The sequence below is a fragment of the Thalassotalea marina genome (assembly GCF_014656435.1).
GTDB classification, from domain to species: Bacteria; Pseudomonadota; Gammaproteobacteria; order Enterobacterales; family Alteromonadaceae; genus Thalassotalea_C; species Thalassotalea_C marina.
In genome coordinates this window covers 1-26,707 of the sequence record NZ_BNCK01000013.1, presented here as the reverse complement: position 1 = coordinate 26,707, position 26,707 = coordinate 1, and the positions used below count along the sequence as shown (strand labels likewise).

Below are 26,707 nucleotides of genomic sequence, written 5' to 3'. Positions count from 1 at the left end.
CATGACAGCTAAAGCAAAAATATTTATGCTCGATAACCTAGACTCTTTTACCTACAACCTAGTAGATGAATTTCAAGTATTAGGTTTTGAGCCGATCATTTATCGCAACACTATCAGCGCGGACTATATTTTGGCACAAATGGCAGCCTGTGAAGAACCCGTGTTGTTAGTGTTATCACCAGGGCCTGGTGAACCGAAAAATGCCGGTTGTTTAATGGAGTTAATTAACAAAGCGATTGGACATTACCCTATTCTTGGTATTTGTTTGGGGCATCAAGCACTTATTGAGCATTACGGCGGTGACGTTGTTCGAGCTCCTGAAATTGTACATGGTAAGGCGTCTAGCGTAACCCACAATAATCAGGGTGCCTTTGTCGATATTATTCAGCCATTACCTGTGGCTCGTTATCATTCATTAATTGGCAGCAATTTGCCTGTAGAACTTGAAACTACCGCATTTTATCAAACTGACCAAGGTGAAAAAATCCCTATGGCGATAAGCCATCAGCGCGATAAAGTGATTGGCTTTCAATTTCACCCTGAATCTATCTTAACAACATTTGGCAGCACTTTGCTTGCACAAAGCATCAATTGTTTAACCCAAGATTAAGGGCAGATCATGAATCAAGTATTACAACAATTAGTTGAAGGTAAACACTTAGAACAATCAAGTGCTGAGCAGTTTTTTGCTCAAGTGATGCAAGGACAGGTTGCACCTGAGCTATTAGCATCGGTTTTAACTGCGTTAAAAATTAAAGGTGAAACACCAGAAGAGATTGCCGGTGCTGCCGTTGCGGTACGCGAATATGCAACGCCTTTTCCTTTGCAGTCATACGGTGTTAGCGATTGCGTAGGTACAGGCGGTGATGGTGCAAATACCATAAATATCTCCACCACTGCTACTATTTTAGCGGCAGCGTGCGGTATTAAAATGGCAAAACATGGCAACCGCAGTGTATCGAGTATGTCGGGCTCTGCCGATTTATTAGAAGCCTTTGGTGTAAATTTAATGATGTCACCAGCGAGGGCAAGTCGTTGTATTGAGGAAGCAAACTTATGTTTTCTTTATGCACCAGCGTATCACCCTGGCTTTAAATATGCGGGTCCTGTTCGTAAAGCTATGGGTATTCGTACTTTATTTAACATTCTTGGCCCTTTGGTTAACCCTGCTAAACCTGAAGTTATGTTATTGGGTGTTTACACGCCAGAGCTGATTGAAACCATGGCAAAAAGTTTAATGTTAACTGGTGTTAAACGTGGGTGGGTGGTACACGGCAGTGGCCTAGATGAAATTGCCCTGCATGGTGAGACAACAATATGTGAGATAAAGGACGGAGTGCTTAATCATCAAACGATTTCTCCGGAAGATTTTGGTTTATCACGTTATACCTTAGAAGATATTAAAGGTGGTACACCACAGGAAAATGCCGATATCATTAAGGCCATTTTATCTGGTAAGGGTAAACCTGCTCACAATAGTGCAGTCATCATTAATTGCGCTGCTTTGTTGTACCTACACAATAAAGCATCAAGCTTAAATGAAGCAGCCGCGATTGCACGCGAAGTGTTAGCGTCAGGCAAAGCGTTACAAAGCCTTGAACAACTAGTTGCAATTTCAAATCAAGAGGATGCCTAATGGCCAATGTATTAGCAAAAATTGTTGCCGATAAACGTGAAGAAATTGCGCAGCTAAAAATTGATAAACCACTAGCAACCTTCGTTGATTTGTTAAAGCCTACTGAAAAAAACATGTATGCGGCTCTTGATAGACGCCAAGGTAATAACCATGCAGGTTTCATTTTAGAATGTAAAAAGGCCTCACCATCTAAAGGTTTAATTCGCCCAGACTTCGACGTTAAAGCAATTGCGCAAATTTACGATAAATATGCTGCTGCCATTTCGGTGCTTACTGATGAAAAGTATTTCCAAGGCAAGTTTGAATATTTGCAAACTGTCACGGCATCTGTAGATTGTCCAGTGCTTAACAAAGACTTTTTTGTCGACACGTATCAAGTGCACTTAGCGCGCTATTATGGTGCTGACGCTATTTTATTGATGTTAAGTGTGCTTAATGATGACGAATACAACGAATTGGCTGAAGTGGCCAAGCAATACAATTTGGCCATTTTAACCGAAGTATCAAACGACGAAGAGTTAGAGCGAGCGATAACACTCGATGCAAAACTCATCGGTATTAATAATCGTAACCTACGCGATCTTTCAACTGATATTTCACGTACTTTTGATTTTGCGCCAAAAATTCCAGACGATAGAATTATTATTTCTGAGTCAGGCATTTACACTAACGATCAAGTTCGAGAGCTTGCCCCAGCGGTACATGGCTTTTTAGTGGGCAGTTCGATCATGGCGCAAGATGATATTGACTTAGCTTGCCGTAAACTCATCTTTGGTGAAAACAAAGTTTGTGGTTTAACTGCCCCAGAATATGCACAAGCAGCTATTGAGGTTGGTGCGCAATATGGTGGTTTGATCTTTGCAGAAAAATCACCTCGTTACGTTACACCTGTGGACGCTGCCAATATCGTAGAAACAGCACCATCGCTAAATTATGTTGGTGTATTTGTTGATAGTGACATCGAGTTTGTTGTCGCCATGGCAAACAACTTAAACCTGTTTGCTGTGCAATTACATGGTAATGAAAACATCGAATACATTGAAAAGTTACGACAAGCTTTACCGGCACAATGCCAAATTTGGCGAGCGGTAAAAGTAGAACTTGATGTTCCGCCACTTAACAACTTACAGGTTGACCGCTATGTATTAGACGGTAAAAACCCTGGCAGTGGTCAGGCATTTTCATGGCAACTGTTAAATGACACTGAACAAGCGTTATCAACAAGTTTCCTTGCTGGCGGTTTAAATACAGAAAATATCGATCAAGCGATTGAACAATTAACCACACAAGAATTATTTGGTTTGGATATTAATTCGGGTGCCGAAACAAGTCCAGGCGTTAAAAGCCGTGAAAAACTACAAGAAATTTTCACGCAAATACGGAATTATTAACATGACTACAGAACAAAATAATAAGCAAATTTCTGCCTATTTTGGTGAATTTGGTGGAATGTTTGTTGGCGAGCTTTTGGTGCCAGCATTGGAACAACTTGAACAAGCATTTGTCGACTCTCAGCAAGACGAAGCTTTTTTAGCCGAGTTTAATGATTTATTGGTCAATTACGCTGGTCGTCCTACACCACTGACCTTAACTAGAAATTTATCTAACAACCCGTTAGCTAAAATTTACCTAAAGCGTGAAGACTTGTTACACGGTGGCGCGCATAAAACCAACCAAGTGTTAGGCCAAGCACTGCTCGCCAAACGCATGGGAAAAACTGAAATTATCGCGGAAACGGGTGCTGGACAGCACGGCGTAGCAACCGCAATTGCGTGTTCACTGTTAGGGCTTAAATGTCGCGTTTATATGGGCGCAGTTGATTGTGCACGTCAACAACCTAACGTATTTCGTATGCGATTAATGGGTGCTGAAGTTATCCCTGTAACAGCAGGAGCTGGCACATTAAAAGATGCGGTAAACGAAGCATTACGCGATTGGTCAGCAAATTATGACTCAGCGCATTATTTATTAGGCACTGCAGCAGGTCCTCATCCGTTCCCAACGATAGTACGTGAATTTCAAAAAATGATCGGCGAAGAAGCCAAAGCACAATTGCTAGAGCAAGAAGGTCGACTACCTGATTATGTACTGGCTTGTGTTGGTGGAGGTTCAAATGCCATCGGTATGTTTAATGATTTTATTAAAGAGCAAGACGTAAAACTCATTGGCGTGGAGCCAGGTGGTAAGGGTATTGAAACTCACGAACATGGTGCAACTATCTGTGCAGGTAGCAAGGGTATGTTACACGGCGCCTACACTTACATCATGCAAGATAAATTTGGTCAAATTGAAGAGTCGTATTCTGTGTCAGCTGGTTTAGATTATCCAGGCGTTGGCCCACAACACGCATTTTTAAAAGAAACAGGACGTGCTGATTATGTCGCGATTAACGACGATGAAGCATTGTCAGCTTTCCAAGCACTAGCGCGCAATGAGGGAATTATTCCAGCATTAGAGTCATCACATGCGTTAGCACAAGCCTTAAAAATGGCTGAAGAAGTTACCGAAGAAACCATATTTTTGGTTAACCTATCGGGCCGAGGCGATAAAGATTTGGCTCACGTTCACACCATTTTAAACGGCGATAAGGAGTAATTCATGAACATGACTGTAACGAAAGCAGGCCAACGATACGATCAATGTTTTGCTCAACTTGCTGAGAAAAATGAAGGGGCTTTTATCCCGTTTGTAACCATAGGCGATCCAAATAAAACACAATCAATAAAAATCATTAAAACCTTGATTGACGCCGGTGCTGATGCTCTGGAATTAGGCATTCCATTTTCAGATCCAAGCGCTGATGGCATTACCATTCAAGAAGCTGGCAAACGAGCACTAGCTGCCAATATTAATACCGATGTTTGCTTAGAAATTTTGGCTGAAATTCGCCAATATGCACCAGCGATCCCTATCGGGTTGTTACTATACGGTAACTTAGTGTTTGCTCGGGGTATCAAAAAGTTTTACCAAGATGTGGCTGACGTTGGTGTTGATTCAGTGTTGATTGCTGATCTACCTATTCGTGAAAGCCAGCCATTTATTGATGCGGCACTAGCAGCTAACGTTGCACCTATTTTTATTGCGCCGCCAAATGCATCAGAAGAGCGTTTAGCAAACATAGCACAAGCTAGCAAAGGATATACTTATGTATTAAGTCGTGCAGGTGTCACAGGTACTGAAACACGCGCTAGTACACCAGCGGAGCACTTAATTTCAGCCCTTGAAAAGCATCAAGCACCGCCTACGGTAATAGGTTTTGGTATATCAGAGCCAAGCCAAGTAAAAGATGCAATTGCTGCTGGAGCTAAAGGTGCAATTAGTGGTTCAGCCACCGTAAAGATTATTGAAAATCATCTAGATGATGAAAATGCCATGTTAGATGCCTTGCATCATTTTGTTGCTTCGATGAAAGCGGCAACAAAATAACGCAGTATTCGAACGAAATAAACGCAAACTTAAAGTTTGCGTTTTTTTAAAAGTCTTCGGGTTGTTGCCTCAGTGCAGTAAAACCTAGCGGCACTAAAATCAGCACCAAACTCATCGATAACAATTTGCTGAGCACTCCATATTGATCGATTTCACTATATGGAACTAGTTCTACTATCAACAATACAATATTGGCAGTAGTTCCGGCCCAAAGGTGCAGAAAAATACTCAAAGCCAACATAAGCAATGATGTACCAAATATTCTATCTAACACGATTCCAATTCCCTTTATTTTGGGTAATAAACTAAAAACGTAAAAAATATCGCAGCGAAAACTATCGCTATAGCAACCATGACCTGAAGTGTTCTTGATTTTGCCAGCGCTTGTAAAAAGGCAAATTCAGTTGCAAATCCTACCAACCACGGGTTTTCTGATATCTTTTTCTCGAATTTATCCATCATTCATCCCTAATTTTCGCTAATCGCAACATCTAGTCTGCGCATTCATTATTTTCTTACGTTTTATTTGAAAATAATTCGCATTATTTTTCAGGTACTATTAACGTGCGATTGTCATCAAGAATGACTAAGTAACTTTTTCCGTAATCACCATCACATAAATCCACTTCAACACCATTAAAAAATACACTAGTTGCACAATTTTCAATACGAAATTGCTCACTAATGTCTCCCCTAACCATGTTAAAATTACCCTCTGGTGTTTCCAACAATCCGTTTTCAACAACGCTTATTACTCTTAACGTGATTTTATCGTCTTTGTGGTTGTCTCTTCGTTTATAAAAACGGTGATTTAAATTTTCACCTTGTTGCCAAACAATGAGGTGATAATCTCGATTGTAATCAACAGAGTATTCTTGATAAGTTTGATTTGCGTCATCATAAGAAAAACTCGCTCCAATGTTGATCTGCGTTGTGTAGTTATGGCGATAGCTAAACTCTTTTTGTTGGCCATCTGACAATTGTTTCAGTTTGCGATACTTTGATTTAAACGGATTACGTTTATCACCGTCATAGTCAGAGCTTCTTATATAAACATCTATATCTTCACCAGTGAGATTACTGACCCGATAATAGTTTTTATTAAATCCGTCATCGTAATCGAGAAACTCTTCAACATCATCAGAATCACATCCCAATAATAAAACCGAGCAGGCTACCCAAAACATAGTTCTCATCATAGTCCCTTATATGTAAGTAATAACATCATTGAATAACTGACATCTTCATCAACCAGCGGACTGTTTGCGATTTCATCGGCAATATGTTCTGCTTTCGTTGAACTAATTAATGTCCAGTTTTTGTTGAAGGCATAAATCAAGTCGATGCTTGCATAACCATTAGTTGCAGCTTCACCTTGATAGAAATAACGCCCTACCCTTAAATTGCTATTTTCTTGCGAAACGCCATAGATATAATCAACGTAATTTTCATCGTAATAACGTGCGCCTGCTTTTGCTTTGATAAAGAATTGTTGAGTAACCGGGATATCAAGAAATTGATAACTAATATCTGCAACATACCCTTCTGAATGGTTGGAAAAATCTTGCTCAAAATTTAGCGCAAGGTCATGCCATTGCATACTCACGGTATAGGTGAAATCAGTATCACCGGCTTTGTATCCGTTAAAAACTCTATCGTCTGATAAATCGGAATCACGCATAAAAATGCCACCGTAAGTTTCATCTCTTATACCTAACCCTACCCAGGTTTGAAAGGATGAATCTTTGTCAAACAAACGATAACGAAACAATCCATGTTTCATTCCAAGTGACCAACGGCCGTATTCTGCATTGATATACGGCAATCCAAGTAATGTGCCATCAACACCTGTAAATAAACTAGATTGATAAAATCCACCGCCACCAACTTCTAATTGCCACTGCTGTGCAATGACATTGTTTGACAGCATTAAACCAATGCATGCGATAATCTTCTTGTCAAATAACATAGTTAACATCACTCCTTGCTTTAGTGATGCATAGGCTAAAGACTTGAGCTTTGCTCTGCATGTGTCAAATGTCACGGTTTTCTAAAACCTGTCACAAATCATGACATTTGTTCTATTGGACATGTCAAAATCACGTGAGAAAATGCCCACATGAACATACGTAAAATAAAACAACTCGACCCTGAAATTCTTATTGGCTTTTGTACTTGGGCAATTGTTGCAGGTATTAGCTTGTATCAATGGTATAAAGGCACCACGATTCTAGAGCCTATTTTTGCTTTTTCTTACACAGGTTTAGTAATAGCGATAGCGTGTTTTGCAATTTATGTAGTTGGCTTTTTATTGATTCACACCAAACGTAATATCCTTGTTGGTTTTATTTGTAGTGGTATTTCGTTAATCGTTTTGATGGTGCAATTTAATAATGGTTTAATTTTGATCCTTGCCATTATTTTTGTTTCAGATCTTGCCGAACATGTACCGCTTAGGCGCGCTATCATGTTAGGTGTAGCAATTCCTTTTAGTTACTTTCCACTCATTTTGGATGAAGGTGCTTTGATCAACGCTTGTTTATTCTCCGCGTTCAATTTATTTGCGATTTACATCATTCATCGATTAAAAAATGAAAAAAAAGCCAGAGAAAAAGCGTCTCATTTAGTCCGAGAGCTTAAGGCCACTCAACAACTGTTAACAGCAACTGCCAAACGTGATGAGCGTATGAAAATAGCTCGCGATTTACATGACGCCATGGGGCATCACCTTACCGCCTTAAGTTTACAACTTGAAGTAGCAAAACAAGTCGTTAGCCAGCAAGGGCAAGAAAATATTAGCAGAGCACAAAATATTACTCGCATGTTACTTAGTGATGTACGAGAGGCGGTAAGTGAACTTAGGCATGAAAAACCTTTAGAAGTTGTCGATGCAATTGAGCAACTAGTTTCAGACATAGAAGCGATTGACATTAAGCTTACTATTGCAGAAAAATTTACCACTCACGATGCTCGTGTAGCGGAAGCTACTTTTAGATCTGTGCAAGAAGGCATTACCAACATATTAAAACACAGTAACGCTGACTCATGCGAAATCAACCTGCACAGAACAGAAGATCAAGTACAACTTAGCATTAAAGACAATGGAATAAATAACCATGGTATTCAACCAGGCCATGGTTTAACAGGCATGAAAGAGCGCATTGAAAAGTTAGATGGAAACTTTGATATCACCATCAACAAAGATGGCTGCCGGTTATTGATCAACTTACCCGATTCTCAGGAGTATATATGAGCATCTCAATCATGTTAGCTGACGACCAAACCTTGGTCCGCGAAGGGATCCGAAGTTTATTACAGCTTAATGCTAACCTAAATGTTATCGGCGAAGCCGCCGATGGCAAAGCGCTGATATCATTGTTAGAACAACAATTACCTGATGTTTTACTTTTAGATATACGCATGCCAGTGATGTCAGGTGTCGACGTGCTCGAATATTTAACTAAACATCAAATTGAATTACCTGTCCTAGTGTTGACCACGTTTGATGATCATGATCTCGTATTAAATTGTATTAAACTGGGGGCGCGAGGTTATTTGAGAAAAGATGTAAATTTTGATGATTTAACCTGCGCCATTGAAAAATTGGCTCAAGGAGAAACGTGGTTACAACCTGCCATGTCAGAGCGCGTTAGCAAACTTAGTAAAGACCTTTCTTCAGAATTGGTTAATGATACTTGGCAACATGATTACTTACCAAGCCTAACTAAAATTGAGGTACAAGTCCTCAAATTGGTAGCTGCAGGCTATTCAAATCATGAAATAGCCGACGCACTGTATAAATCAGTTGGGACAGTACGAAACCAAGTATCATCTATACTCACCAAACTTGATGCCAGAGACCGAACTCGAGCTGTTCTTAAGGCATTAGACTTAGGCCTTATTTAGGCTATGCTTACAATCTAACCAATAGATTGCGGATCCTTTATATCAATAACCTTATGGATTTGATATTCACTATTTCTTTTGGAAATAGTGACCATTCACGTTGTTTTTCAGCGAACTATTACCAGTCGCCTTAAAATTATGTAGAATAGCGGGATAACTATAATTCGTATCACAGAGCCGAGAGGATTGAATGAGTTTGTATTCAGATTACATGGCAGAAATCGCAACCCGCAAAGCGGAGTTAGGTTTAAATCCAAAGCCAATCGATAGCGCTGATTTGCTATCTGAAATTATTGAGCAAATCAAAGACACAACTAACGAGCATCGCGAAGATTCTCTAAAATTCTTTATCTACAACACCCTTCCTGGTACTACAAGTGCAGCTGGCGTTAAAGCAAAGTTCCTAAAAGAAATCATTTTAGGTCAACAAACTGTTGCTGAAATTTCGTCTGAATTTGCATTTGAGTTACTTTCTCATATGAAAGGTGGTCCTTCTATTGAAGTATTACTTGATTTAGCGCTAGGCGACGATGAAAGCGTTTCACGACCTGCCGCTGACGTGTTGAAGACTCAAGTATTTTTATACGAAGCTGACACAGATCGTTTATCAGTTGCATTTAAAAAGGGCAATGCAATTGCAAAGGAAATTTTAGAAAGTTACGCACAAGCAGAGTTTTACACTAAGTTACCTGACATTGATGAAAAAATTGACGTAGTTACTTATATCGCTGGTGAAGGTGATATTTCTACTGACTTATTGTCGCCAGGTAACCAAGCTCACTCTCGTGCTGACCGTGAACTACACGGCAAATGTATGATCACACCTGAAGCTCAACAAGAAATTACTGAACTTCAAAAACAACATCCAAATGCAAAAGTCATGCTTATCGCTGAAAAAGGCACTATGGGTGTTGGTTCATCACGTATGTCTGGTGTAAACAACGTGGCACTTTGGGCAGGTAAACAAGCAAGCCCATACGTTCCTTTTGTTAATATCGCTCCTGTAGTTGCCGGTACTAATGGTATCGCCCCTATCTTTTTAACGACAGTTGATGTAACGGGTGGTATTGGCCTTGACCTGAAAAACTGGGTTAAGAAAGTAGACGCTAATGGCAATACGGTTACTGATGAAAACGGCGACCCAGTGCTTGAAGAAGCTTACTCAGTCGCTACTGGTACATTATTAACCATTGATACTAAAGCGAAAAAACTTTACAAAGGTGATGAAGAATTAGTTGATGTTTCTTCAGCTTTCACGCCACAAAAAGTTGAGTTTATGAAAGCTGGTGGTTCATACGCAGTAGTATTTGGTAAAAAACTACAAACGTTTGCAGCTTACACTTTAGGTGTAGAAGCGCCACAAGTTTATGCACCTTCAAAAGAAATTTCTCACGCTGACCAAGGTTTAACAGCGGTAGAAAAAATCTTTAACCGCAATGCAGTAGGTGTTGCCTCTGACACACCACTTCACGCAGGTTCAAACGTACGTGTTAAAGTTAACATTGTAGGTTCTCAAGATACAACAGGGCCAATGACGGCTCAAGAACTTGAAGCGATGGCTGCATCAACTATTTCACCTATGGTTGACGGTGCGTATCAATCAGGTTGTCACACAGCTTCAGTTTGGGACGCAAAAGCGCAAGCTAACATTCCTAAATTAATGGCCTTCATGAATAAATTCGGTTTGATCACTGCACGTGATCCAAAAGGTGTTTACCACTCAATGACCGACGTTATTCACAAAGTGTTAAATGACATTACTGTTGATGACCGTGCGATTATTATCGGTGGTGACTCACATACTCGTATGTCAAAAGGTGTCGCTTTCGGTGCTGACTCAGGTACTGTTGCGCTTGCATTAGCTACGGGTGAATCGGCAATGCCAATTCCAGAGTCAGTTAAAGTAACGTTTAAAGGTAACATGGCTAAACACATGGATTTCCGTGATGTAGTACATGCAACTCAAGCACAAATGCTTAAGCAATTTGGCGGTGAAAACGTGTTCCAAGGTCGCATCATTGAAGTACACATCGGTACGTTAATGGCTGACCAAGCGTTTACCTTCACAGATTGGACTGCAGAAATGAAAGCAAAAGCTTCGATCTGTATTTCAAACGACGAAACCTTAATCAAGTCAATTGAATTAGCGAAGAGCCGTATCCAAATCATGATTGATAAGGGTATGGAAAACGAAGCGAAAACTCTACACGGCTTAATTAAGCTTGCGGATGAGCGTATCGCTGGTATCAAGTCTGGTGAGCAACCGCCACTAGCACCTGATGATAATGCAAAATACTATGCAGAAGTACTTGTTGATTTAGACCAAATCGCTGAACCAATGATCGCTGACCCTGACGTAAACAATGAAGACGTTTCTAAGCGTTATACTCATGATGTTATTCGTCCAGTATCATATTACAACGACAAACCAGTAGATTTAGGTTTTGTTGGTTCATGTATGGTGCACAAAGGCGATTTCCAAATTATCGCAAAAATGTTGCGTAACCTTGAACAACAAAATGGCTCTGTTACTTTTAACGCACCATTAGTTGTTGCAGCGCCAACTTATAACATTGTTGATGAGTTAAAAGCTGAAGGCGACTGGGAAATTCTTGCTAAATATGCAGGTTTTGAGTTTGACGATGCAAACCCTAAAACAGCGGCTCGTACTAAATATGAAAACATTTTATATCTAGAGCGCCCAGGCTGTAACTTGTGTATGGGTAACCAAGAAAAAGCTGAACCTGGTGATACTGTAATCGCAACATCAACTCGCTTATTCCAAGGTCGTGTTGTGGCTGACTCAAGTGAGAAGAAAGGTGAATCTTTACTTGGCTCGACTCCATTAGTAGTACTTTCTACTGTGTTGGGTCGCTTCCCTTCAATTGAAGAATACAAAGCTGCCGTTGAAGGTATTGATTTAACACGCTTTGCTCCTCCTACAGAGGAACTAACGACTAAATATACTGGTCAAGCGGTACCTGTAAAGGTTATCTAATGTGATAAAACATTAAGCTTTTATCTTAAAAAGGCGGTATATACCGCCTTTTTTATTGTTCAGCTTTAGCTAAAATTTTCACCACCCTATTGTAAACTACTTGCGATAAATTCCATTCGTAACCTGATAAATCTGTAGTATTGATAAATTGAACAACCACAGCGTCGATTTCTGGGTGATAAAAAGCCAAGCTTTGATAACCAGGCATCAATCCGCCGTGTCCAAGGGGATAAAGTGACTCATATATACTTTGCTCATCGTCAGTAAATAACGAGCCATCATTCAACGCTTTAATAAATCGACCAACATCGGTAACAGTAGCGATCATCGCACCATAATTGTTTGATTTAATATCAGGCTCAACCCCAACGTAATAACCACTCATCAAGTCGGGTAATGCAATATCTGACAAAGAAAAATAAGTATGCTCTAATTGCACAGGCTTTAATATTTGCTCGGCTATATATTGAAAATCACTATACCCGACGATTTTTTCAATTAGCATGGCGAGTAGTAAATAATTAGAGTTTGAGTACTGGTAACTTTCTCCAGGTGAAAAACTCGCAGGGGCATCCAAGATTAAACTCAGTTTATATTGCCTATCTTTTTGTGGGATGTTCCAAAAATCTATTGTATCTGTATAGTTTGCTATGCCACTTTTATGTTGCACCATCTGACGAATAGTTATCTGCTGTGCATTTTCAATTCGAGAACTAAGTTCAGGAAAATATTGGGCAAGCGTTGCGTCTAAATCTATTTCACCACTAGCAGCAAGCTTAGTAATTGCCGCTGCAATATACAGTTTATTAATACTGGCAATTTTAAACAGTGCATCTGCTCTTGCCGGTATTTTAGCGTCACGATCATGCCACCCTGCGGTATAAATTTTTTCTGGTTTGTTAGCTTTTTGAACATAAACAATAATGCCATCAAAGCCTAGGTTAAGCGCTTGTTCTAATTGTGCATCTATCGTTTTTGGCAAGGGTAATATCCAAGCTTTAACAATGATCCAAGGGACAAAAAATAGCGAGATAATTGTGCCTAGAAGCAACAATAACCTTAACAAGTTTTTTTTCTGTTTATTAAACAATTGACAGTGCTCAGAGTAGCTTACGTATCTAAGCATTATGAAAGGAAAGTAAAAAAGATAACAGGGGAAAAATAGTTAATTCAATTGCTTTAAAAGCAAAAGAAGCAGATAACGTTAAATATTTAAGTTATCTGCTTTTGTTTATGCCTGTAATTACAGAACACCACGGGCATGCTCGGGGAATCTACAAAATTTATTTCTTAAACCTACGAAACGCTAGAGGTAACGCACACAGTAATAACGTTGCCCAAGTAAATGAACCACCACCGCCGCTGGATTTGGGCTTATCAGGAACCGCTTTATATAAAGTGTTTTTCGTTGGAGACAAGTCGGCTGCCGTGTTAACCGTGCTATCGTAAATCACAACATTGTACACAGTAACGAAGTTTTCTTGGCCTGGTATCGCACTAGTGTCTCCACAAGAGTCTTTATAATCTGGCATAGGCAACTCTCTAAATCCAGACAGTTTAGTGTCACAACGCTCTACTTCAGCAATGGCATTAACAATATCCATGCCATCTTCAATGACTTCACCAAAAACGGCATATGCACCACCACCATAGGGATCAACCGGGTCGAGTACTGACGCGTTGTTTTTTAAATTAATAAACCACTGACTAGATGCGCTATTTATCTTGCCACCTTGCTTGGCCATAGAAATGGTCGCTTTTACATTTGAATAAACAGGTTCATTGATAATAGTACCTGTTGTTTCTATCCATTTTGGTGGCAGAGCGCCTTCAAACTTAGCACCACCACCTTGGATAACAAAGTCATCAACGGTACGATGAATAATCGTATTATCGTATTTACCTTCCGTGACATAACTTAAAAAGTTCTCAACCGTTTTAGGTGTACCTTCATCATATAAATTGATTTTGAAGTTACCGTGAGAAGTTTGAAATTCGACAATTGTTGCTTGGCTTGCCGCACTGACTAAACCAAGCGCTAATGTTAACGCGGAGAGAGTTTTATTCATAAGTTTTTATAACTGGCTATATTTAGCGGAAAATATTATGAGTCAACTCAGTAAACAACAAGAAATTAAATGTTATCTTATGTAATTTACAGCTACCCCCTATAACTACAATTAACAAGATAACAATAGCTTTAAAGCTGAAATGCTTACCAATACACTTGTTGAACGACACAAATCAGTGCGATCAATAAGCCAGTGAATAAAATCATTTGTTGTAGTTTGCTATTGATTATAGTTTCAGGTTTATAAGTGAGGGAAAACAACTGTTTAAAGGGGGTAAAAAACACTTTAGGTGACAAACCAGTGCCGAGAAAAATAAGGGAAACTGCTAACACGTTAACAAACTCCCATACAGCGAGTTCATTGGCAACGAATTTAAATATTCCATTTCCTAAAAGTAAAATCGCGATTAACGTAAAAACAAAAAACACTATCTTTTCTCTATGAGTAAACGAATTCATCAAAAAAACCTTATTAATTAAAATTAAATAGTTAGCTGCTCTAAAAGCAGCCACTACTGCTTAGTATTACCTGCCTTTCACTAGTATGATTAACAACAGTACTAAGTGCTTAACGAGATTATTAAAAATTTACCAAGATGATTTAGTACCTAAAACCAATTTCATCATACTGCCAAACAATAGCCCTGCTATCGTGCAACCAATTCCAATAGTTAAAAGCGAATGTCCCGCTAGATTATCAGTAATTGACAATGGTATAGCTGCAAAAACAAACATACATACGCCAAACAACAACCCCATTTTAAGCCATGAAACTTCTTTTGCTTTTGCATTTTCAAATGGTTTCATGTTCGCATATTGACGTAATTTAAATTTTTTCCATCGCGCTTGCATAGGATGTTTAAACCACCCCCAAATTGGGAAAGTAATAGCCAGTATGATTAAACTTGTTAGGTTCCAAAGGCAAGGAATAGTCTTTTCACAAGAAGGACAGATGATGCCAAACCAATTTTGAAATGATGCTTGTTTGCTCCATCTAGCCGTTGCATGAATCGCTTGGCAATGTGGGCATGGTAGATATTGCCTTTCCATCAAAGGTTCATCACTCGTTTGGTCAATCAACATCACTTTCGGTAGCCGTTGCCCAAGTATTAATTCATTAAACGCTAAACCTGGATTAAGTACCCAATGGAGAATCATCAGATTAGGTAATTTAATTTCTTTGTATTTTTCTTTGTTCATCTATTTTAATCCTTATTTCATACGCTAACGCTGGATTGTTTCTAACAGTCATCCGTACTGATTTTTTATTACAAATATTTAACAATTAAATGCTTCCGTCATTCAATAAAGGTTTTTCTCGCTGCCACTGGCAGCTTAATTTCCCCCACTAATCGAAATTAGCTTTCGTCGCATTGCTAAACCAGATAGTTTTATTGTTACGAGGTTGCATTGTTAAAGTAAAAGATGAGGTTTTTAATGTCGCGATTTTTACAACAAATGCTTTTTACACTGTTGGCTGTTGGCTCCAGCGTAAATGCACAAGAGCGAAGCCAGTTCACCATGAAGAGTGACGGTCCACTACCCATTTCGCAACAAGGATTAACGGTAGAACATGCAGATTTAAGCTTTACTATTTACCCAAAAGACAAAACCATATCAGGCATAGGAAAGCTAACTCTAAACAGCAAGCAACAAAGAAATTATCTCGGTATTAACTTAGATAATTTATTTACCATTGATAAAGTCCAAATTAACGGTGAGCTTGTAAACAAAAATCAATACGCTAATCCTGAAGGTTTATTATTGATAAATTTACCTAACGCGGTTGCAGGCCAATTTACCGTTACAATTCACTATTCAGGCTCTCCAAGGGAAGCGGTAAAAGCCCCTTGGGACGGTGGGTTTGTTTGGTCAAAAACACCAAACAACAAAGATTGGATAGCAACGGCAGTACAAGGCGAAGGTTGTGATTTATTTTGGCCATGTATTGATAACCCCATTGGTGAACCAAAAACCACGACCATGCATATTACTGTTCCCAAAGGTTTAGTTGCAGCGGCTAACGGAAAGTTAACTTCTATCACCGACAACGGCATCAGTTCAACCTATCATTGGCATAGCGATTCTCAACTGAACACCTATGGTGTTGCATTAAACATTGCACCATATGAAGTAATCAAAACCACATTTAACAGTCAGTACGGAAATAATATTCCCTTGGCGTTTTATCATTTACCGGGCAATAAAGATAAAGCACAAAAGCTTGTTGATGAATTGATCGCCATGACACAGTTTTTTGAGCGACTTATAGGCCCATACCCATTTTCACAAGATAAAATAGGCATTGCAGAAACGCCACATTTAGGCATGGAGCATCAAACTATAAATGCCTATGGTAATCAATATAAGGCGGACAAATATGGTTTTGATTGGTTAATGTTTCATGAGTTTGCTCACGAATGGTTTGCTAATCAGTTAACCAACAAAAACGCCAATGCCATGTGGTTACACGAAGGGTTTGGTGCCTACATGCACCCTGTTTATGAACAATATTTATTGGGTGATGCTGCTTACATGTCGCATATGTACGATATGAGACTTAAAATAAGGAACAAAGCGCCTATCGCCAGTAAAGAGCTTATGACTGTTGAAGGCGTGTATCAGGAAGAGCTTGGCGGACCTGGCGCCGATATTTATGCTAAAGCACCTTGGGTTTTACATACTTTGCGCAATATGATTGGCGACACACATTTTTTTCAAGCAACACGTGAGCTAGTGTACGGAACAAGCAATCCTATTCCAGGTAACATAAAACCTGTATTAGCCGATACCAATGACTTTTTACACATTGTTAATCGTATTACCGGGCAAGACTTTACTTGGTTTTTTGATGTCTATTTTTATCAGGCAAAATTACCCAAAATAAAAATGACCAGAACGGATACTAGCGTAACGTTGTATTGGCAGACACCTAATGATTTACCCTTCAACATGCCTATAGATATTGCAATCAATGGTAAAATTACAAGGTTAACCATGGAAAAAGTGCATACGATTGCCGTTTCAAAATACGATCTAGTGACCATAGATCCAAAGAGCAAAGTGCTATTTGAGTTACCTCATGTGGCTGATTATCAAACTTATATGGAAAAGTTAAATAACTAGACGTAGCTTGCAAACGAAAAGCAATCTTTATTTGATAATAAAGAATATTTGGCGTAATAAAGTGGCTGTTAGATTTGTTTAATAAAGTATTATTTAAAAGAACAATTAACAGCCATTTATGATTAAGGTTTATTTTAAGAATTTAAAACTGAAAGGATATTCCCAAAGCTCACCATTGTTTGCTTTAATGGCAGCAATAATGGCAAAAACAAAATTCACAACTGCTAATAACACAAAACCAAAAAGACCAATGATAATAATGCTTAACACACCACATATCACAGAATAAATTAGTAAACTAATCAACCAATTAACGGTCACTTTTCCATGCCTGTCTATACTTTCACTGTCATCTTTGTTTGCAGCCCACATGACAATAGGCAAAATCAGCCCTAAACCTGGCAAAATAATACTAGTCAACTGACTTAAATGGATAAGCATGCAATAGGTACTCTCTGGCATGCCCCAATATTCTTTTGTATTTTCAGTCATTAAACATCCTTATATTTGTGTCAATTTTACTCCCAATAAAACTAACATATTCAACAGCACCCGTCATACAATTTCAATTCGGTTAAAGTATTAGCGTTAGTTTTTTTGTTGTAAAAAGAAAACGATACTAACTAATGAGGTGTCAGTCCAATAAGAACAATGTATAAACAAGTTAACATCAATGAAAAAAACAATACCAATTAAAACTAAGCCTAGCCAGTTTTTACACTTGATTTGTTAGTGTTCATCAACCAATACACACTTAAAGCGCAGACAATCATTCCTGAAATACTTAAGAGCGATAGTTTTTCATCAAATAATAACCAAGCTTCAACAGCAGTCACTGGTGGAACCAAGTACATATAGGCGGTCACTTTTGACGCCTCACCCTGCTCTACCATATACATAAGTAGTAATATAGCGACAACAGATAAGCCTAAAACCAACCAGGTTAAGGTAGCAACAAAAGTTAAATTCCATTGCACGGGCTTTACTGGTTCTAAAAGAGCGATAGGCAAAAATACCAATAAACTAGCAACATATTGCCAAAATACTGATGGCAACAACGCTTGTCCTTGGCAAAATCGCTTTTGATACATAGTACCTATGGTAATGCCAACAAGCGCAACTAACGTAAAGGTAATGGCAAATGCTGATATTCCTGTTAGCGTTAACGAGCTACCTAATACCAATACAAGACCAACAAAACCGAAAAACAGTGCTAGCCACTGGACTCTAGTCACTGTTGCGTTAAACACTGCAATTGCAAGCAACGCGGTAAGTAGCGGCTGTAATCCTACAATAATTGCCGTTAAACCTGCAGGAATGCCAAGCTCAATAGCACAAAAAACCCCACCGAGATAAGCCCCATGAATTAAAGTCCCAGTGACCCCAGCGTGAAGTATTTGTTTTCTATTTAATTTGGGTGCCTTAATAACAAGTAAAATGATAAAAATAATAACCACATTGGCTAATGCTCGTATCGACAAAAAATCGCCCGCAGACGCATACGGCAACCCCATTTTGGTACCAATAAAACCGGTGCTCCACAATAATACAAAAAATGCAGGTATATAACGTTTCAACATGTTTCCTCCTAGGCGGAGTCTAACGACAGTTACCATACTTGAACAGCTACAATTTTTGGGTTTATTCACCTATACAGTTTTAATAACACAGATCCTCGCACTTGTTTTAAACGTATAAGCAACTATCAAGAATAAGGGGATAGCTTTGAACGAGTCACTCACCATTTTTTATGATGGGCAATGTCCACTTTGTGTCACTGAAATGCGAGCATTAAAGCGTTTAGATCGCCAGCAACGCATCAATTTGGTCGACCTACATCAAGATAATTTTCAAAGCATTTGGCCAAACATTGATAAAAGCCAAGCGATGAAAAAAATACATGGGCAATTAAATGGTCAAGTCATCACAGGACTAGATGTTACCTACCATGCATGGCGATTGGTGGGTAAAAAGTGCCGAGTTGTTTGGCTAAACTGGCCATTAATCAGGCCATTGGCCAACCGAGCATATACTGTTTTTGCCAAACATAGACACCGTATCTCTACATTACTTTCACCTTGGTTACCATCAGTTAACCATGAGTGTGATGTATGCCAAAACAAACATAAGTGAATCAATTATGGTACTCATTATTGGCGCATCAAGCGTTATCGCCCAAGATCTCATCGCTCATTATTGTAAACAACATCAAGTTATCGCGGTATCACGAACAATAAATGTTCCTGCTGGCGATAACCTAACTTATATAAAGTCTAACTACGACGAACACGACATTTCTACTATCACCAAAGAAATTTTTCAGCAATATGGTGCACCAGCATTAGTGTTTATATGTTTGGGGACATTGCACTGCGACAATTATTTTCCAGAAAAACGCCTTGAAGATATAAGTGCTGACTATCTTGAGCATAGCCAAAAGGTAAATTTTATTATTCCAGCGCTTTGGATGAAAAATATCTGCGCATTATTACCCAAGTCGGCGACAACCACACTAACAACCTTTAGCGCTCGAGTAGGCAGTATTGAAGATAATCATTTAGGGGGTTGGTATGCGTACCGAGCGAGTAAAGCAGCATTAAACATGTTCATTCAAACGCTTTCTATTGAAATGGCTCGGCGCGCCAAGTTGGTAAAGCTTATCGCCTTTCATCCTGGCACCACTGACTCTCCTTTGTCTAAACCGTTTCAAGCGCGTGTCCCTAAAGATAAACTATTTTCACCTGATTTTGTCGCCATGCAATTGGCCAATATCATAGATAATACAGAGTATCAGGGAACTGCTAAGTTTATTGACTGGGCAGGAAAACCAATACCATGGTAAACCCAATTGTATTGATCGCACCAGCCAGACACAAACACTGTGCAAAAGTCATTTACATTATTTTACTTGTACTTGCCGGAGGTTTTATGACAACAACAAATGCTGTGCCAGTCAAAGATGCAAACTGGATATTACAAGCCAACTGGCGAGTAATAAATGATGCCGTGATGGGCGGCATGTCTCAAAGTACGATAAAACAACATAAAAACCACCTTAATTTCAGCGGAATAATTTCATTAGAAAACAATGGTGGGTTTGCCTCTACGCGCAGTGAATTAACGTTGGATACACACAAAAAGGATAAATTAAATATTACTGTAAAAGGCGACGATAAGGTGTATCAACTTAGGCTCAGAGTTGACCGTTATTTTGACGGCCCCGCTTTTGTTGTCGAATTTATAGCCAAATCTAGTCAGTGGACTAGTTACGAATTTTCCGCAGATGACTTTACTTTGCAGTTTCGAGGGAAACCATTTGCGTCTGATTACCAATTAAATTTTAGCGATTTAACCACGATTGGATTTTTAATATCCAGCCAACAACAAGGCGAATTTTCGCTGAACATAAAAAAAATAACGTTCGATTAACCATGAATAAAATATCACCTAAAAAACTGCTGCATTCTAAATGGACCAAAGTCATCGTTTCAAACAAAGAAAAACACTTTGTGGTTTCTTGTGTTGAGTTTGATGAAAATCATTCTGTTATCGAGTGCATTATCACGGCAGTAATAAACAACAATGAATATCAAATTAACTGGCGAGATTTAAAAGATCCACGTCAATGGAAAACGGGATGGCAATGAATAATTTACTCCAACATATTAGTCGGCAACAACTCGATAGCTTCGAGCAGCGCTACCGAGCTAAATTAGTTAACTCGTTATCGGGTTTTAAAAGTGCTAATCTCATTGGTACCAAATGCAAAGCAGGTATCGAAAATCTGTCCATTGTAAGTTCAGTGTTTCATTTAGGTGCTAATCCACCACTTGTAGGCATGATTAATAGACCTGATACGGTAAGACGAGACACCTTAAGTAATATCAAAGCGAATCAAGAGTTTAGCATTAATCATGTCAATGCAAAAATTTGGCAACAAGCCCATCAATGCTCTGCTCGATACGATAAAACAATTAGTGAATTTGAAGCGGTTGGCTTAAAACCTCAATACATCAACAACTTTAACTGCCCATTTGTACATGAAAGTGAAGTTAAATATGGCGTTTCCTTGATTGAAATAGTAGATATTAAACATAATGGTACAACGATGATCGTTGGAGAGATTCAAGATATATTTGTAAACGAAAAAGCCCTGTTAGATGATGGCTTTATTGATATAGAGTTGCTTGAGACTATCGCCGTTTCAAGCCTAGATAGTTATCATTTAACAACTAAGCTCGGCAGGTTGGCTTACGCTAAACCGGAACGAGCGGTAACACCTTTACAAGGCATATAACATAGACGAAAAAGCCCGCATTTTGATTCAGCGGGCTTTGCTTATCCTAGGTTTAAGTTGATCAGGTAGTAGCTACTTTATAAAAACGACGTCATTTGATAAGTGTGTTTTTAAATATGCTTTAAACTCTTGAGCTTTATCAGCTGAAAAAACCATATTGGGAATTTCCCCAAGTTTTACGTGATTGTATGGCAATGAAAAATAAGCGTCTTGTTCAACAGTTTCTAAAGCGACTTTGCGAACCTCTGACACCCTTACTTTTGCATCACCAATATACATGTCTCCCTTGATAAACCTGACATGATTTTTTGGCTCCACCACCCTATTTTCAGGCAGTTTTGAGCGCTTAAATAGGCTAGGAAATATCGCGATGTTAGATATTGCCAGTAACCATACCATTTCAAGTTTGCTATCTGTGATAAACACAAATAATAAATAGCTACATATACTCAGCAACCACAGTAGAAAAATTGATTTCTCGCTAATCGTAAACTTATTCAACATTACTGCTTCCTCATGTTGATATTAAACTAAAGGTTTAACTAGTCAGCGTGCAAACAAAAAAATTACAAGATGTTGATTATTTAAGTGAATCTACAACAAAATCAAGAATATTATTACCACTAGGCGCAAAATCTAAATTAAACAATGGCGTAGGTTTAGTGATCATTTGTCTTTCAACTAATTCATTGGTAATGTCAAAATCCAATAAACCAGTTTTACCTACCAGCAGATTATCGATACTGCCCTGTTTAGCTAAATTAAACACATCAACAAAGCCCTTTAGGTACAAATAATCTTTAGTAAAACCACCACCGCGATAAACACGGGTTGTTAACGTAAATGCGGTGAGTTTATCCAAAGAAAACTCGTTAAGTAACGCATGATAGGTTTTAACAAAATCTCGATGCGCTAACATATACTGCACAGCGATAACTCTTAAAGCGATGGTTTGCAGCCTTTTGATGGTCAAACTACCCGAGCAATATTCGCTGTATAGTGCCAACCCCTCCTGCGTATAGGTGTTGCCTGGCAACCCTAAACTAAATACTTTTAGTGGGTGTTTTTTAGCATTAAGGGTAGTCAACATGTGTATGCCCAATTCATGAAAGGCAAAAGCATGTGCTTCTTTTTCACTAAAGCTGGCTTCTTTATTGATTAACAGCTGGGCTTTTTCGTTGTTAACCATAGCTTTAGCGACAATTTTGCTCGACTTTTCAACTTTACACTTCAGTCCCCATTCGCTGGCCTGAGCTTTGAAATAGTCTACTGCTTCATTGGCATTTAGCTTTATCTCGTCTTGAAAGTCTGGCTCACTCGTTAAGTGCAGCAAAAACTTAGCATTTGCCATATCTTTCTGATCTGGCTCACCATAATACTTTAAAGAGTTATAAACAAAGTCATCGGTACCTATGCTGGTTAATAGATCAATTTTATTCGCTAAATTATCAATAACATGACGGTAAAGCTGACTAATACTTGCATCGTTAATGCTATCAACCGGTAACTTGTATAACTGCTCGCGAAACTTATACGGATTTATGTCTAGTTGTTTATAGGTAAAACTAGGTTGAACATAACTGTTTCGTTTCAAAAACTTATTACGTTCCGCTGATAAGTTGACCGGGTTAATAAAATTTAAAGTTTCAATGTTTTTACATAATGAAAATAACTGTTTGTCCAAACTCAACACTTCAGGGCTTATTGTTGAAGACAAAATATCGGCTTTTTGTGTACGTTTCTTTTTACCGTAGCGGCGGACAAAATATGCTGCCGTTTCCGAGATAGCCTCTTTAAAGTTTGTTTTAAGCTCTTCTAAAACTAGCGGGTAAACATCACCTGAAGCTTCATCCATAAAGACCTTTTTGACTTCCGTTGGTAATACTAACGTATTGTCGAAATGAGAATTAACATGGGTGATCAAATAACCTCGACCATGAAATACTTCATCCGTTGCAGCGCGTACATCTATGTTTGGCAAAGAAATTTTGTTTAGTTGTTTTTCAAAGTGATTGACCACTTGCCCCCAGCGCTCTATGTCAATTTGCCCTGCGCCAATATTGAACGTTGGTGTATCACGCTCTATGCGTTGGTAATTGTAAGAGTGGATATCAAAAACAATCGCATTGCTAAACTGCTGCTCTACAACACTAATAACCGCCTCTAACACATTATAAAAAGCTTGGTGTTTTTGATGACTTATCGCGCGCTGCTTTGGGCTTAGCGGCTTTTGCCAAACTTGTTTGTTCCAAGCAGTTTTAAAATAAGTCGACAGGGTTTTTGCTCGATTTAAGTCGTACTCAAATCTAGAGTCATTGCCAATTAACTTGATTGGAAAAGAAGAAATGAGCTCGTCAGTATAAGGATCTTCTTCATAAAAACGCTCTTGTTTACTCAACAAAAACGTTTTATTAAGTTCCTCTCGAAGCTGATGACCATTGTGAATCGCCGCACAAATGATGGGGGAATATTCGTCTATCTTAATAATAAATGAACCGCCAGCAACTTCAGCGTGAAAACATTCCAGTCGCTTAATGCGGTCAATACATTCCTGCTCAGACAGCGTTAGCATCTTCGATCACCTGTCTAAATTCAGTTTTACGACTTCTCACTAACTCTTTTGCATGTACAACACTTTCGACAAAGTCTATGACTTGTGTTTGCAGTTTGACGCGGTTTAATTTGTTAATACGAACGATGCCACCTGGGCTTAACACGTTCACTTCAATTAATTTACCGCCGATAACGTCAATACCAGTAAAATACAAACCATCTCTAACTAGTTTAGGCCCAATATATTTGCACAATTTTTTCTCTTGTGACGACAGTTTATGTTTAACTACAACACCACCAGCATGAACGTTTGCTCGAACATCGTCTGACGCAGGGATCCTTTTCATTGCACCAATTGGTTCACCGTTAAGCATTAAAATGCGTACATCACCTTCTTGAGCACCTGGCACATAATCTTGCAAGATCACGTAATTGCTACCTTTACCGTGCTCGTCGCCACCAATATAAAAATCTAATAATGACCTGAAACTTTGTTGTGCGCTTTTTTCTAAAACGATAACACCACGACCACCGTATCCATCAAGAGGTTTTAAGATCATACGATCGCTACTTGACTCTTTAAAAATGCGCTCCAAGTATTCACGATTTTTAGACACGTGAGTAGCTGGTATAAATTCACTTTCAGTATCCTGGAATGACGCTGTATATATTTTGTTGTTAGCAATACGTAATCCATCTAGATCATTCATGATAAATGTATCGCCGCGAACAGAGTCTAAAAAGTTTAATGCCAAGGCATCAAGCGGAGGATTGGCACGCATAATAATGGCGTCAAATCCAGCTAATGGTAGCTGTACTCGTTTAAAAACAGCTTGTTTATAAAAGCTGGGAATATTATCTGAACATTTGCTCTTTTTGGTAAACACGTCACAAAATGCGCTGGCAACACTATCTCTGATAGTTAAATTATTTACGGTAGACAATGCAACGGTGTGGCCTCGTTTAACACACTCGTGAATAAGACGGAGTGTAGAGTCCGATTCAGGGTCAACGTGTGCCCACGGGTACATAATAAAGCAAATTTTCAAGGGTGCTGCCTCAAGAGTTTTTGGTAGAAATTTTTGAGCGGAGGATATAGAAAAGAAAGGGATGAATCTTGCAAAATATTTTTGTCGTAGCGAAAAAAATTCGTTATCGAGCCCATTGCAACGTATCATATTGAAGCCAGTGGCTAATTTAGGTGAGTTTTTTAACTAAATACAGCAAAAAATATTTGTCGGTGAGACAATATTCATTTACATTTCAGCTGTCTTAATTGGGTATATATTTATGGATATAAGAGTATTTAAAACTTTCATTGCTGTTGCTGAAAATAAACACTTTGGCCGCGCCGCTGAAACACTGTACATCACGCAAGCTGCTGTTAGTGCCAGAATCAAACAGCTGGAAGAATACTATGGTACCCAACTTTTCATTCGCGATAAAAACAACCTCCGTTTAACACCAGCAGGAGATTCTTTATATTCTCATGCTCATTTAATGGTGAGCCAAATGGAGCAATCTAAAATTGCCGTTTCTATTGCCGATAAGCAACGTGTTTCATTTAATATTGCCGCAACACCTAATGTATGGGACGCTTTTTTCAGTAGTCGCATTCATGAAGTACTTGAATTATATGAACACCTTTCACTTAATACTGAAATTTCAGTTCGTGAAGCCATTCAACGTAAGCTTGATGATAGAACACTTGATGTTGGCCTTTTAACTGATCCAATCAAAGATGATGATTTTAATAATGAGCTCATAGGCCACTTTGACTTATCGCTTGTGGGTAGCCGCCCAGACTTTGACGCCAAAACTGAAGACTATATTTTAGTTGATTGGGGCATTACCTTTCATAAAGAGCATGCTTTACACCATAAAGTTGTCCCTAGCTTTAAAACCTCAGCTGCCATGATTGCATTAGAAGTTATTTTAGCCAAAGGTGGCTTTGCTTATTTACCCTCTATGTTAGTTGATGAATTAATAGACCAACAAACCTTGTTTTCCGTTGAATCACCTCTTCAGGTTAATCGCCCAATTTATATGGTATCTCGTAAAAATGGTGCCAATGAAGATGTCGTTCAACAGTTTAGGTTGTTATTCAACCGCGCGTAACTTATACGTGTGTTCTATGGAAATAACTCAGGCGACAAAACCAGATAAAAAGGCGGTTTTACGCTTTTACAAATCACAACAATATTCGGCAAGATTTATTGGCTTTGACCGTTGTTACATTATGCGACAAGACGACACTATTTTCGCCAGTGTTATCGTCTCAGCCGTAGAGCCCAGCAGTGAGCAATACTTATTACATGCCTTAGTGAGCGATAAACACTATCGCGGACGGGGTTTAGCGAGCTCTCTTATAAAACATTGTCTAAGCCAGCATACGCAACTGGTATGTTTTTGTCAGCCAAGTTTAACCACACTTTATACGCAGCATGGATTTAAGCGGTTGTCTGAAAACGACGTTGAGTTAAAGCTTAATAGACATTTGCAGATGCGCTTTAGCCAGTATCGTAACAAATACAGTACGTTAGAAGCTTTGATTTACGAAGATTAGGCAGTAGATTCCCCCGGGCATGCCCGGGGTACTTACTGTTACAACTCCATTCGGAGTTGATCTGAATCCTTACGACCTTGATACTCAACGTAGTTCCGTATTACTGCTTCGTCTACACCTACGCTACT

The 26,707-nt window shown here is 38.8% G+C and carries 29 protein-coding genes; 16 read left to right on the top strand and 13 right to left on the bottom strand.

The features are described from left to right. Position 1 precedes the first annotated feature (1 nt). Genes IE199_RS20390 through trpA form a run of 5 tightly spaced genes read left to right on the top strand, consistent with a single transcriptional unit; the run spans position 2 to position 5,062 of the window. The gene (locus IE199_RS20390; protein ID WP_189774453.1) at positions 2-610 is read left to right on the top strand and encodes an anthranilate synthase component II; all 609 of its coding nucleotides are present in this window, start codon (positions 2-4) and stop codon (positions 608-610) included. A 9-nt stretch (positions 611-619) separates the two neighbouring features. Continuing rightward, positions 620-1,636 (top strand): anthranilate phosphoribosyltransferase, encoded by a 1,017-nt coding sequence (gene trpD / locus IE199_RS20385; RefSeq protein WP_189774451.1) that lies wholly within the window; start codon positions 620-622, stop codon positions 1,634-1,636. Next, positions 1,636-3,027: a bifunctional indole-3-glycerol-phosphate synthase TrpC/phosphoribosylanthranilate isomerase TrpF gene (gene trpCF, locus IE199_RS20380; RefSeq protein ID WP_189774450.1), complete on the top strand. Its 1,392-nt coding sequence runs from the start codon at positions 1,636-1,638 to the stop codon at positions 3,025-3,027. Before trpD ends, trpCF begins: the two co-directional genes overlap by 1 nt. Position 3,028: 1 nt before the next feature. Next, a complete protein-coding gene (gene trpB, locus IE199_RS20375) occupies positions 3,029-4,231 on the top strand; it encodes a tryptophan synthase subunit beta (protein ID WP_189774441.1) in 1,203 nt (400 codons plus the stop codon). 3 nt (positions 4,232-4,234) lie between these two features. Beyond that, positions 4,235-5,062: a tryptophan synthase subunit alpha gene (gene trpA, locus IE199_RS20370; RefSeq protein ID WP_229854883.1), complete on the top strand. Its 828-nt coding sequence runs from the start codon at positions 4,235-4,237 to the stop codon at positions 5,060-5,062. Between the two features lie 46 nt (positions 5,063-5,108). Here the strand turns inward: trpA and IE199_RS20365 are convergent, their stop codons facing one another. The 4 genes from IE199_RS20365 to IE199_RS20350 form a co-directional block, all read right to left on the bottom strand. Next, positions 5,109-5,336, bottom strand: a complete 228-nt coding sequence (locus IE199_RS20365; RefSeq protein WP_189774433.1) for a hypothetical protein — start codon at positions 5,334-5,336, stop codon at positions 5,109-5,111. Positions 5,337-5,350: 14 nt separating this feature from the next. Then, positions 5,351-5,524 carry a hypothetical protein gene (locus tag IE199_RS20360; protein WP_189774431.1) on the bottom strand — a complete coding sequence of 58 codons (174 nt, stop codon included), beginning with the start codon at positions 5,522-5,524 and terminating at the stop codon, positions 5,351-5,353. Positions 5,525-5,604: 80 nt separating this feature from the next. Beyond that, a complete protein-coding gene (locus IE199_RS20355; RefSeq protein WP_229854882.1) occupies positions 5,605-6,258 on the bottom strand; it encodes a hypothetical protein in 654 nt (217 codons plus the stop codon). After that, on the bottom strand, positions 6,258-7,106 hold the full coding sequence (locus tag IE199_RS20350; protein WP_189774427.1) for a MipA/OmpV family protein: 849 nt from the start codon (positions 7,104-7,106) through the stop codon (positions 6,258-6,260). The genes IE199_RS20355 and IE199_RS20350 overlap by 1 nt, the downstream gene beginning before the upstream one ends. Before the next feature lie 75 nt (positions 7,107-7,181). On the opposite strand from IE199_RS20350, the gene IE199_RS20345 reads away from it, so the two are divergent. From IE199_RS20345 to IE199_RS20335, 3 genes are all read left to right on the top strand, one after another. Then, positions 7,182-8,315 (top strand): sensor histidine kinase, encoded by a 1,134-nt coding sequence (locus IE199_RS20345; protein ID WP_189774425.1) that lies wholly within the window; start codon positions 7,182-7,184, stop codon positions 8,313-8,315. Further along, positions 8,312-8,968: a response regulator transcription factor gene (locus IE199_RS20340; protein ID WP_189774423.1), complete on the top strand. Its 657-nt coding sequence runs from the start codon at positions 8,312-8,314 to the stop codon at positions 8,966-8,968. Before IE199_RS20345 ends, IE199_RS20340 begins: the two co-directional genes overlap by 4 nt. A 190-nt stretch (positions 8,969-9,158) precedes the next feature. Continuing rightward, the gene (locus IE199_RS20335; RefSeq protein ID WP_189774421.1) at positions 9,159-11,966 is read left to right on the top strand and encodes a bifunctional aconitate hydratase 2/2-methylisocitrate dehydratase; all 2,808 of its coding nucleotides are present in this window, start codon (positions 9,159-9,161) and stop codon (positions 11,964-11,966) included. A gap of 52 nt (positions 11,967-12,018) precedes the next feature. Here IE199_RS20335 and IE199_RS20330 read toward each other — a convergent pair whose 3' ends face one another. The 4 genes from IE199_RS20330 to IE199_RS20315 form a co-directional block, all read right to left on the bottom strand. Further along, entirely contained in the window at positions 12,019-12,948 is a 930-nt protein-coding gene (locus IE199_RS20330; protein ID WP_229854880.1) for a serine hydrolase domain-containing protein, read from the bottom strand. A 301-nt stretch (positions 12,949-13,249) separates the two neighbouring features. Next, positions 13,250-14,035: a peptidylprolyl isomerase gene (locus IE199_RS20325; RefSeq protein WP_189774411.1), complete on the bottom strand. Its 786-nt coding sequence runs from the start codon at positions 14,033-14,035 to the stop codon at positions 13,250-13,252. Between the two features lie 146 nt (positions 14,036-14,181). Continuing rightward, a complete protein-coding gene (locus tag IE199_RS20320; protein WP_189774409.1) occupies positions 14,182-14,496 on the bottom strand; it encodes a hypothetical protein in 315 nt (104 codons plus the stop codon). A gap of 129 nt (positions 14,497-14,625) precedes the next feature. Next, positions 14,626-15,237, bottom strand: a complete 612-nt coding sequence (locus IE199_RS20315) for a hypothetical protein (RefSeq protein WP_189774407.1) — start codon at positions 15,235-15,237, stop codon at positions 14,626-14,628. A gap of 237 nt (positions 15,238-15,474) precedes the next feature. On the opposite strand from IE199_RS20315, the gene IE199_RS20310 reads away from it, so the two are divergent. Next, the gene (locus IE199_RS20310; protein WP_189774405.1) at positions 15,475-17,163 is read left to right on the top strand and encodes a M1 family metallopeptidase; all 1,689 of its coding nucleotides are present in this window, start codon (positions 15,475-15,477) and stop codon (positions 17,161-17,163) included. 129 nt (positions 17,164-17,292) lie between these two features. Here IE199_RS20310 and IE199_RS20305 read toward each other — a convergent pair whose 3' ends face one another. Together IE199_RS20305 and IE199_RS20300 are read right to left on the bottom strand one after the other, a co-directional pair. Further along, entirely contained in the window at positions 17,293-17,655 is a 363-nt protein-coding gene (locus IE199_RS20305) for a DUF4870 domain-containing protein (protein ID WP_189774403.1), read from the bottom strand. Between the two features lie 212 nt (positions 17,656-17,867). Beyond that, complete coding sequence (locus IE199_RS20300; RefSeq protein ID WP_189774401.1) at positions 17,868-18,743, bottom strand: DMT family transporter; 876 nt, start codon at positions 18,741-18,743, stop codon at positions 17,868-17,870. Positions 18,744-18,888: 145 nt separating this feature from the next. On the opposite strand from IE199_RS20300, the gene IE199_RS20295 reads away from it, so the two are divergent. The 5 genes from IE199_RS20295 to IE199_RS20275 are packed head-to-tail and all read left to right on the top strand — an operon-like array spanning position 18,889 to position 21,460. After that, positions 18,889-19,296: a thiol-disulfide oxidoreductase DCC family protein gene (locus IE199_RS20295; protein ID WP_229854878.1), complete on the top strand. Its 408-nt coding sequence runs from the start codon at positions 18,889-18,891 to the stop codon at positions 19,294-19,296. A 7-nt stretch (positions 19,297-19,303) separates the two neighbouring features. Continuing rightward, complete coding sequence (locus tag IE199_RS20290) at positions 19,304-20,005, top strand: SDR family NAD(P)-dependent oxidoreductase (protein WP_189774399.1); 702 nt, start codon at positions 19,304-19,306, stop codon at positions 20,003-20,005. After that, the gene (locus IE199_RS20285) at positions 19,999-20,592 is read left to right on the top strand and encodes a CIA30 family protein (RefSeq protein ID WP_189774397.1); all 594 of its coding nucleotides are present in this window, start codon (positions 19,999-20,001) and stop codon (positions 20,590-20,592) included. The genes IE199_RS20290 and IE199_RS20285 overlap by 7 nt, the downstream gene beginning before the upstream one ends. Before the next feature lie 2 nt (positions 20,593-20,594). After that, positions 20,595-20,810, top strand: a complete 216-nt coding sequence (locus IE199_RS20280) for a TIGR02450 family Trp-rich protein (RefSeq protein WP_189774395.1) — start codon at positions 20,595-20,597, stop codon at positions 20,808-20,810. Next, positions 20,807-21,460, top strand: a complete 654-nt coding sequence (locus IE199_RS20275) for a flavin reductase family protein (RefSeq protein WP_189774392.1) — start codon at positions 20,807-20,809, stop codon at positions 21,458-21,460. The genes IE199_RS20280 and IE199_RS20275 overlap by 4 nt, the downstream gene beginning before the upstream one ends. A gap of 72 nt (positions 21,461-21,532) precedes the next feature. Here the strand turns inward: IE199_RS20275 and IE199_RS20270 are convergent, their stop codons facing one another. From IE199_RS20270 to gshB, 3 genes are all read right to left on the bottom strand, one after another. After that, positions 21,533-21,964 (bottom strand): hypothetical protein, encoded by a 432-nt coding sequence (locus tag IE199_RS20270; protein WP_189774390.1) that lies wholly within the window; start codon positions 21,962-21,964, stop codon positions 21,533-21,535. Between the two features lie 76 nt (positions 21,965-22,040). Then, on the bottom strand, positions 22,041-24,032 hold the full coding sequence (locus IE199_RS20265; protein ID WP_189774388.1) for a flavohemoglobin expression-modulating QEGLA motif protein: 1,992 nt from the start codon (positions 24,030-24,032) through the stop codon (positions 22,041-22,043). Further along, positions 24,016-25,062, bottom strand: coding sequence for a glutathione synthase (gene gshB, locus IE199_RS20260; protein ID WP_189774386.1), 1,047 nt, complete (start codon positions 25,060-25,062; stop codon positions 24,016-24,018). The genes IE199_RS20265 and gshB overlap by 17 nt, the downstream gene beginning before the upstream one ends. 241 nt (positions 25,063-25,303) lie before the next feature. Between gshB and IE199_RS20255 the strand changes: the two genes are divergently transcribed. After that, the gene (locus IE199_RS20255; protein WP_189774384.1) at positions 25,304-26,131 is read left to right on the top strand and encodes a LysR family transcriptional regulator; all 828 of its coding nucleotides are present in this window, start codon (positions 25,304-25,306) and stop codon (positions 26,129-26,131) included. 16 nt (positions 26,132-26,147) lie between these two features. Then, positions 26,148-26,579 carry a GNAT family N-acetyltransferase gene (locus IE199_RS20250; RefSeq protein WP_189774383.1) on the top strand — a complete coding sequence of 144 codons (432 nt, stop codon included), beginning with the start codon at positions 26,148-26,150 and terminating at the stop codon, positions 26,577-26,579. Positions 26,580-26,707: the final 128 nt, after the last annotated feature.

What these genes read in the sequence shown, in the direction of transcription:
- IE199_RS20390 (WP_189774453.1), top strand. Translation starts at nt 2, where the DNA reads ATGACAGCTAAAGCAAAAATATTTATGCTCGATAACCTAGACTCTTTT.
- trpD (WP_189774451.1), top strand. Translation starts at nt 620, where the DNA reads ATGAATCAAGTATTACAACAATTAGTTGAAGGTAAACACTTAGAACAA.
- trpCF (WP_189774450.1), top strand. Translation starts at nt 1,636, where the DNA reads ATGGCCAATGTATTAGCAAAAATTGTTGCCGATAAACGTGAAGAAATT.
- trpB (WP_189774441.1), top strand. Translation starts at nt 3,029, where the DNA reads ATGACTACAGAACAAAATAATAAGCAAATTTCTGCCTATTTTGGTGAA.
- trpA (WP_229854883.1), top strand. Translation starts at nt 4,235, where the DNA reads ATGAACATGACTGTAACGAAAGCAGGCCAACGATACGATCAATGTTTT.
- IE199_RS20360 (WP_189774431.1), bottom strand. Translation starts at nt 5,524, where the DNA reads ATGATGGATAAATTCGAGAAAAAGATATCAGAAAACCCGTGGTTGGTA.
- IE199_RS20355 (WP_229854882.1), bottom strand. Translation starts at nt 6,258, where the DNA reads ATGAGAACTATGTTTTGGGTAGCCTGCTCGGTTTTATTATTGGGATGT.
- IE199_RS20345 (WP_189774425.1), top strand. Translation starts at nt 7,182, where the DNA reads ATGAACATACGTAAAATAAAACAACTCGACCCTGAAATTCTTATTGGC.
- IE199_RS20340 (WP_189774423.1), top strand. Translation starts at nt 8,312, where the DNA reads ATGAGCATCTCAATCATGTTAGCTGACGACCAAACCTTGGTCCGCGAA.
- IE199_RS20335 (WP_189774421.1), top strand. Translation starts at nt 9,159, where the DNA reads ATGAGTTTGTATTCAGATTACATGGCAGAAATCGCAACCCGCAAAGCG.
- IE199_RS20325 (WP_189774411.1), bottom strand. Translation starts at nt 14,035, where the DNA reads ATGAATAAAACTCTCTCCGCGTTAACATTAGCGCTTGGTTTAGTCAGT.
- IE199_RS20320 (WP_189774409.1), bottom strand. Translation starts at nt 14,496, where the DNA reads ATGAATTCGTTTACTCATAGAGAAAAGATAGTGTTTTTTGTTTTTACG.
- IE199_RS20315 (WP_189774407.1), bottom strand. Translation starts at nt 15,237, where the DNA reads ATGAACAAAGAAAAATACAAAGAAATTAAATTACCTAATCTGATGATT.
- IE199_RS20310 (WP_189774405.1), top strand. Translation starts at nt 15,475, where the DNA reads ATGTCGCGATTTTTACAACAAATGCTTTTTACACTGTTGGCTGTTGGC.
- IE199_RS20305 (WP_189774403.1), bottom strand. Translation starts at nt 17,655, where the DNA reads ATGACTGAAAATACAAAAGAATATTGGGGCATGCCAGAGAGTACCTAT.
- IE199_RS20300 (WP_189774401.1), bottom strand. Translation starts at nt 18,743, where the DNA reads ATGTTGAAACGTTATATACCTGCATTTTTTGTATTATTGTGGAGCACC.
- IE199_RS20290 (WP_189774399.1), top strand. Translation starts at nt 19,304, where the DNA reads ATGGTACTCATTATTGGCGCATCAAGCGTTATCGCCCAAGATCTCATC.
- IE199_RS20285 (WP_189774397.1), top strand. Translation starts at nt 19,999, where the DNA reads ATGGTAAACCCAATTGTATTGATCGCACCAGCCAGACACAAACACTGT.
- IE199_RS20280 (WP_189774395.1), top strand. Translation starts at nt 20,595, where the DNA reads ATGAATAAAATATCACCTAAAAAACTGCTGCATTCTAAATGGACCAAA.
- IE199_RS20275 (WP_189774392.1), top strand. Translation starts at nt 20,807, where the DNA reads ATGAATAATTTACTCCAACATATTAGTCGGCAACAACTCGATAGCTTC.
- IE199_RS20270 (WP_189774390.1), bottom strand. Translation starts at nt 21,964, where the DNA reads ATGTTGAATAAGTTTACGATTAGCGAGAAATCAATTTTTCTACTGTGG.
- IE199_RS20265 (WP_189774388.1), bottom strand. Translation starts at nt 24,032, where the DNA reads ATGCTAACGCTGTCTGAGCAGGAATGTATTGACCGCATTAAGCGACTG.
- IE199_RS20255 (WP_189774384.1), top strand. Translation starts at nt 25,304, where the DNA reads ATGGATATAAGAGTATTTAAAACTTTCATTGCTGTTGCTGAAAATAAA.
- IE199_RS20250 (WP_189774383.1), top strand. Translation starts at nt 26,148, where the DNA reads ATGGAAATAACTCAGGCGACAAAACCAGATAAAAAGGCGGTTTTACGC.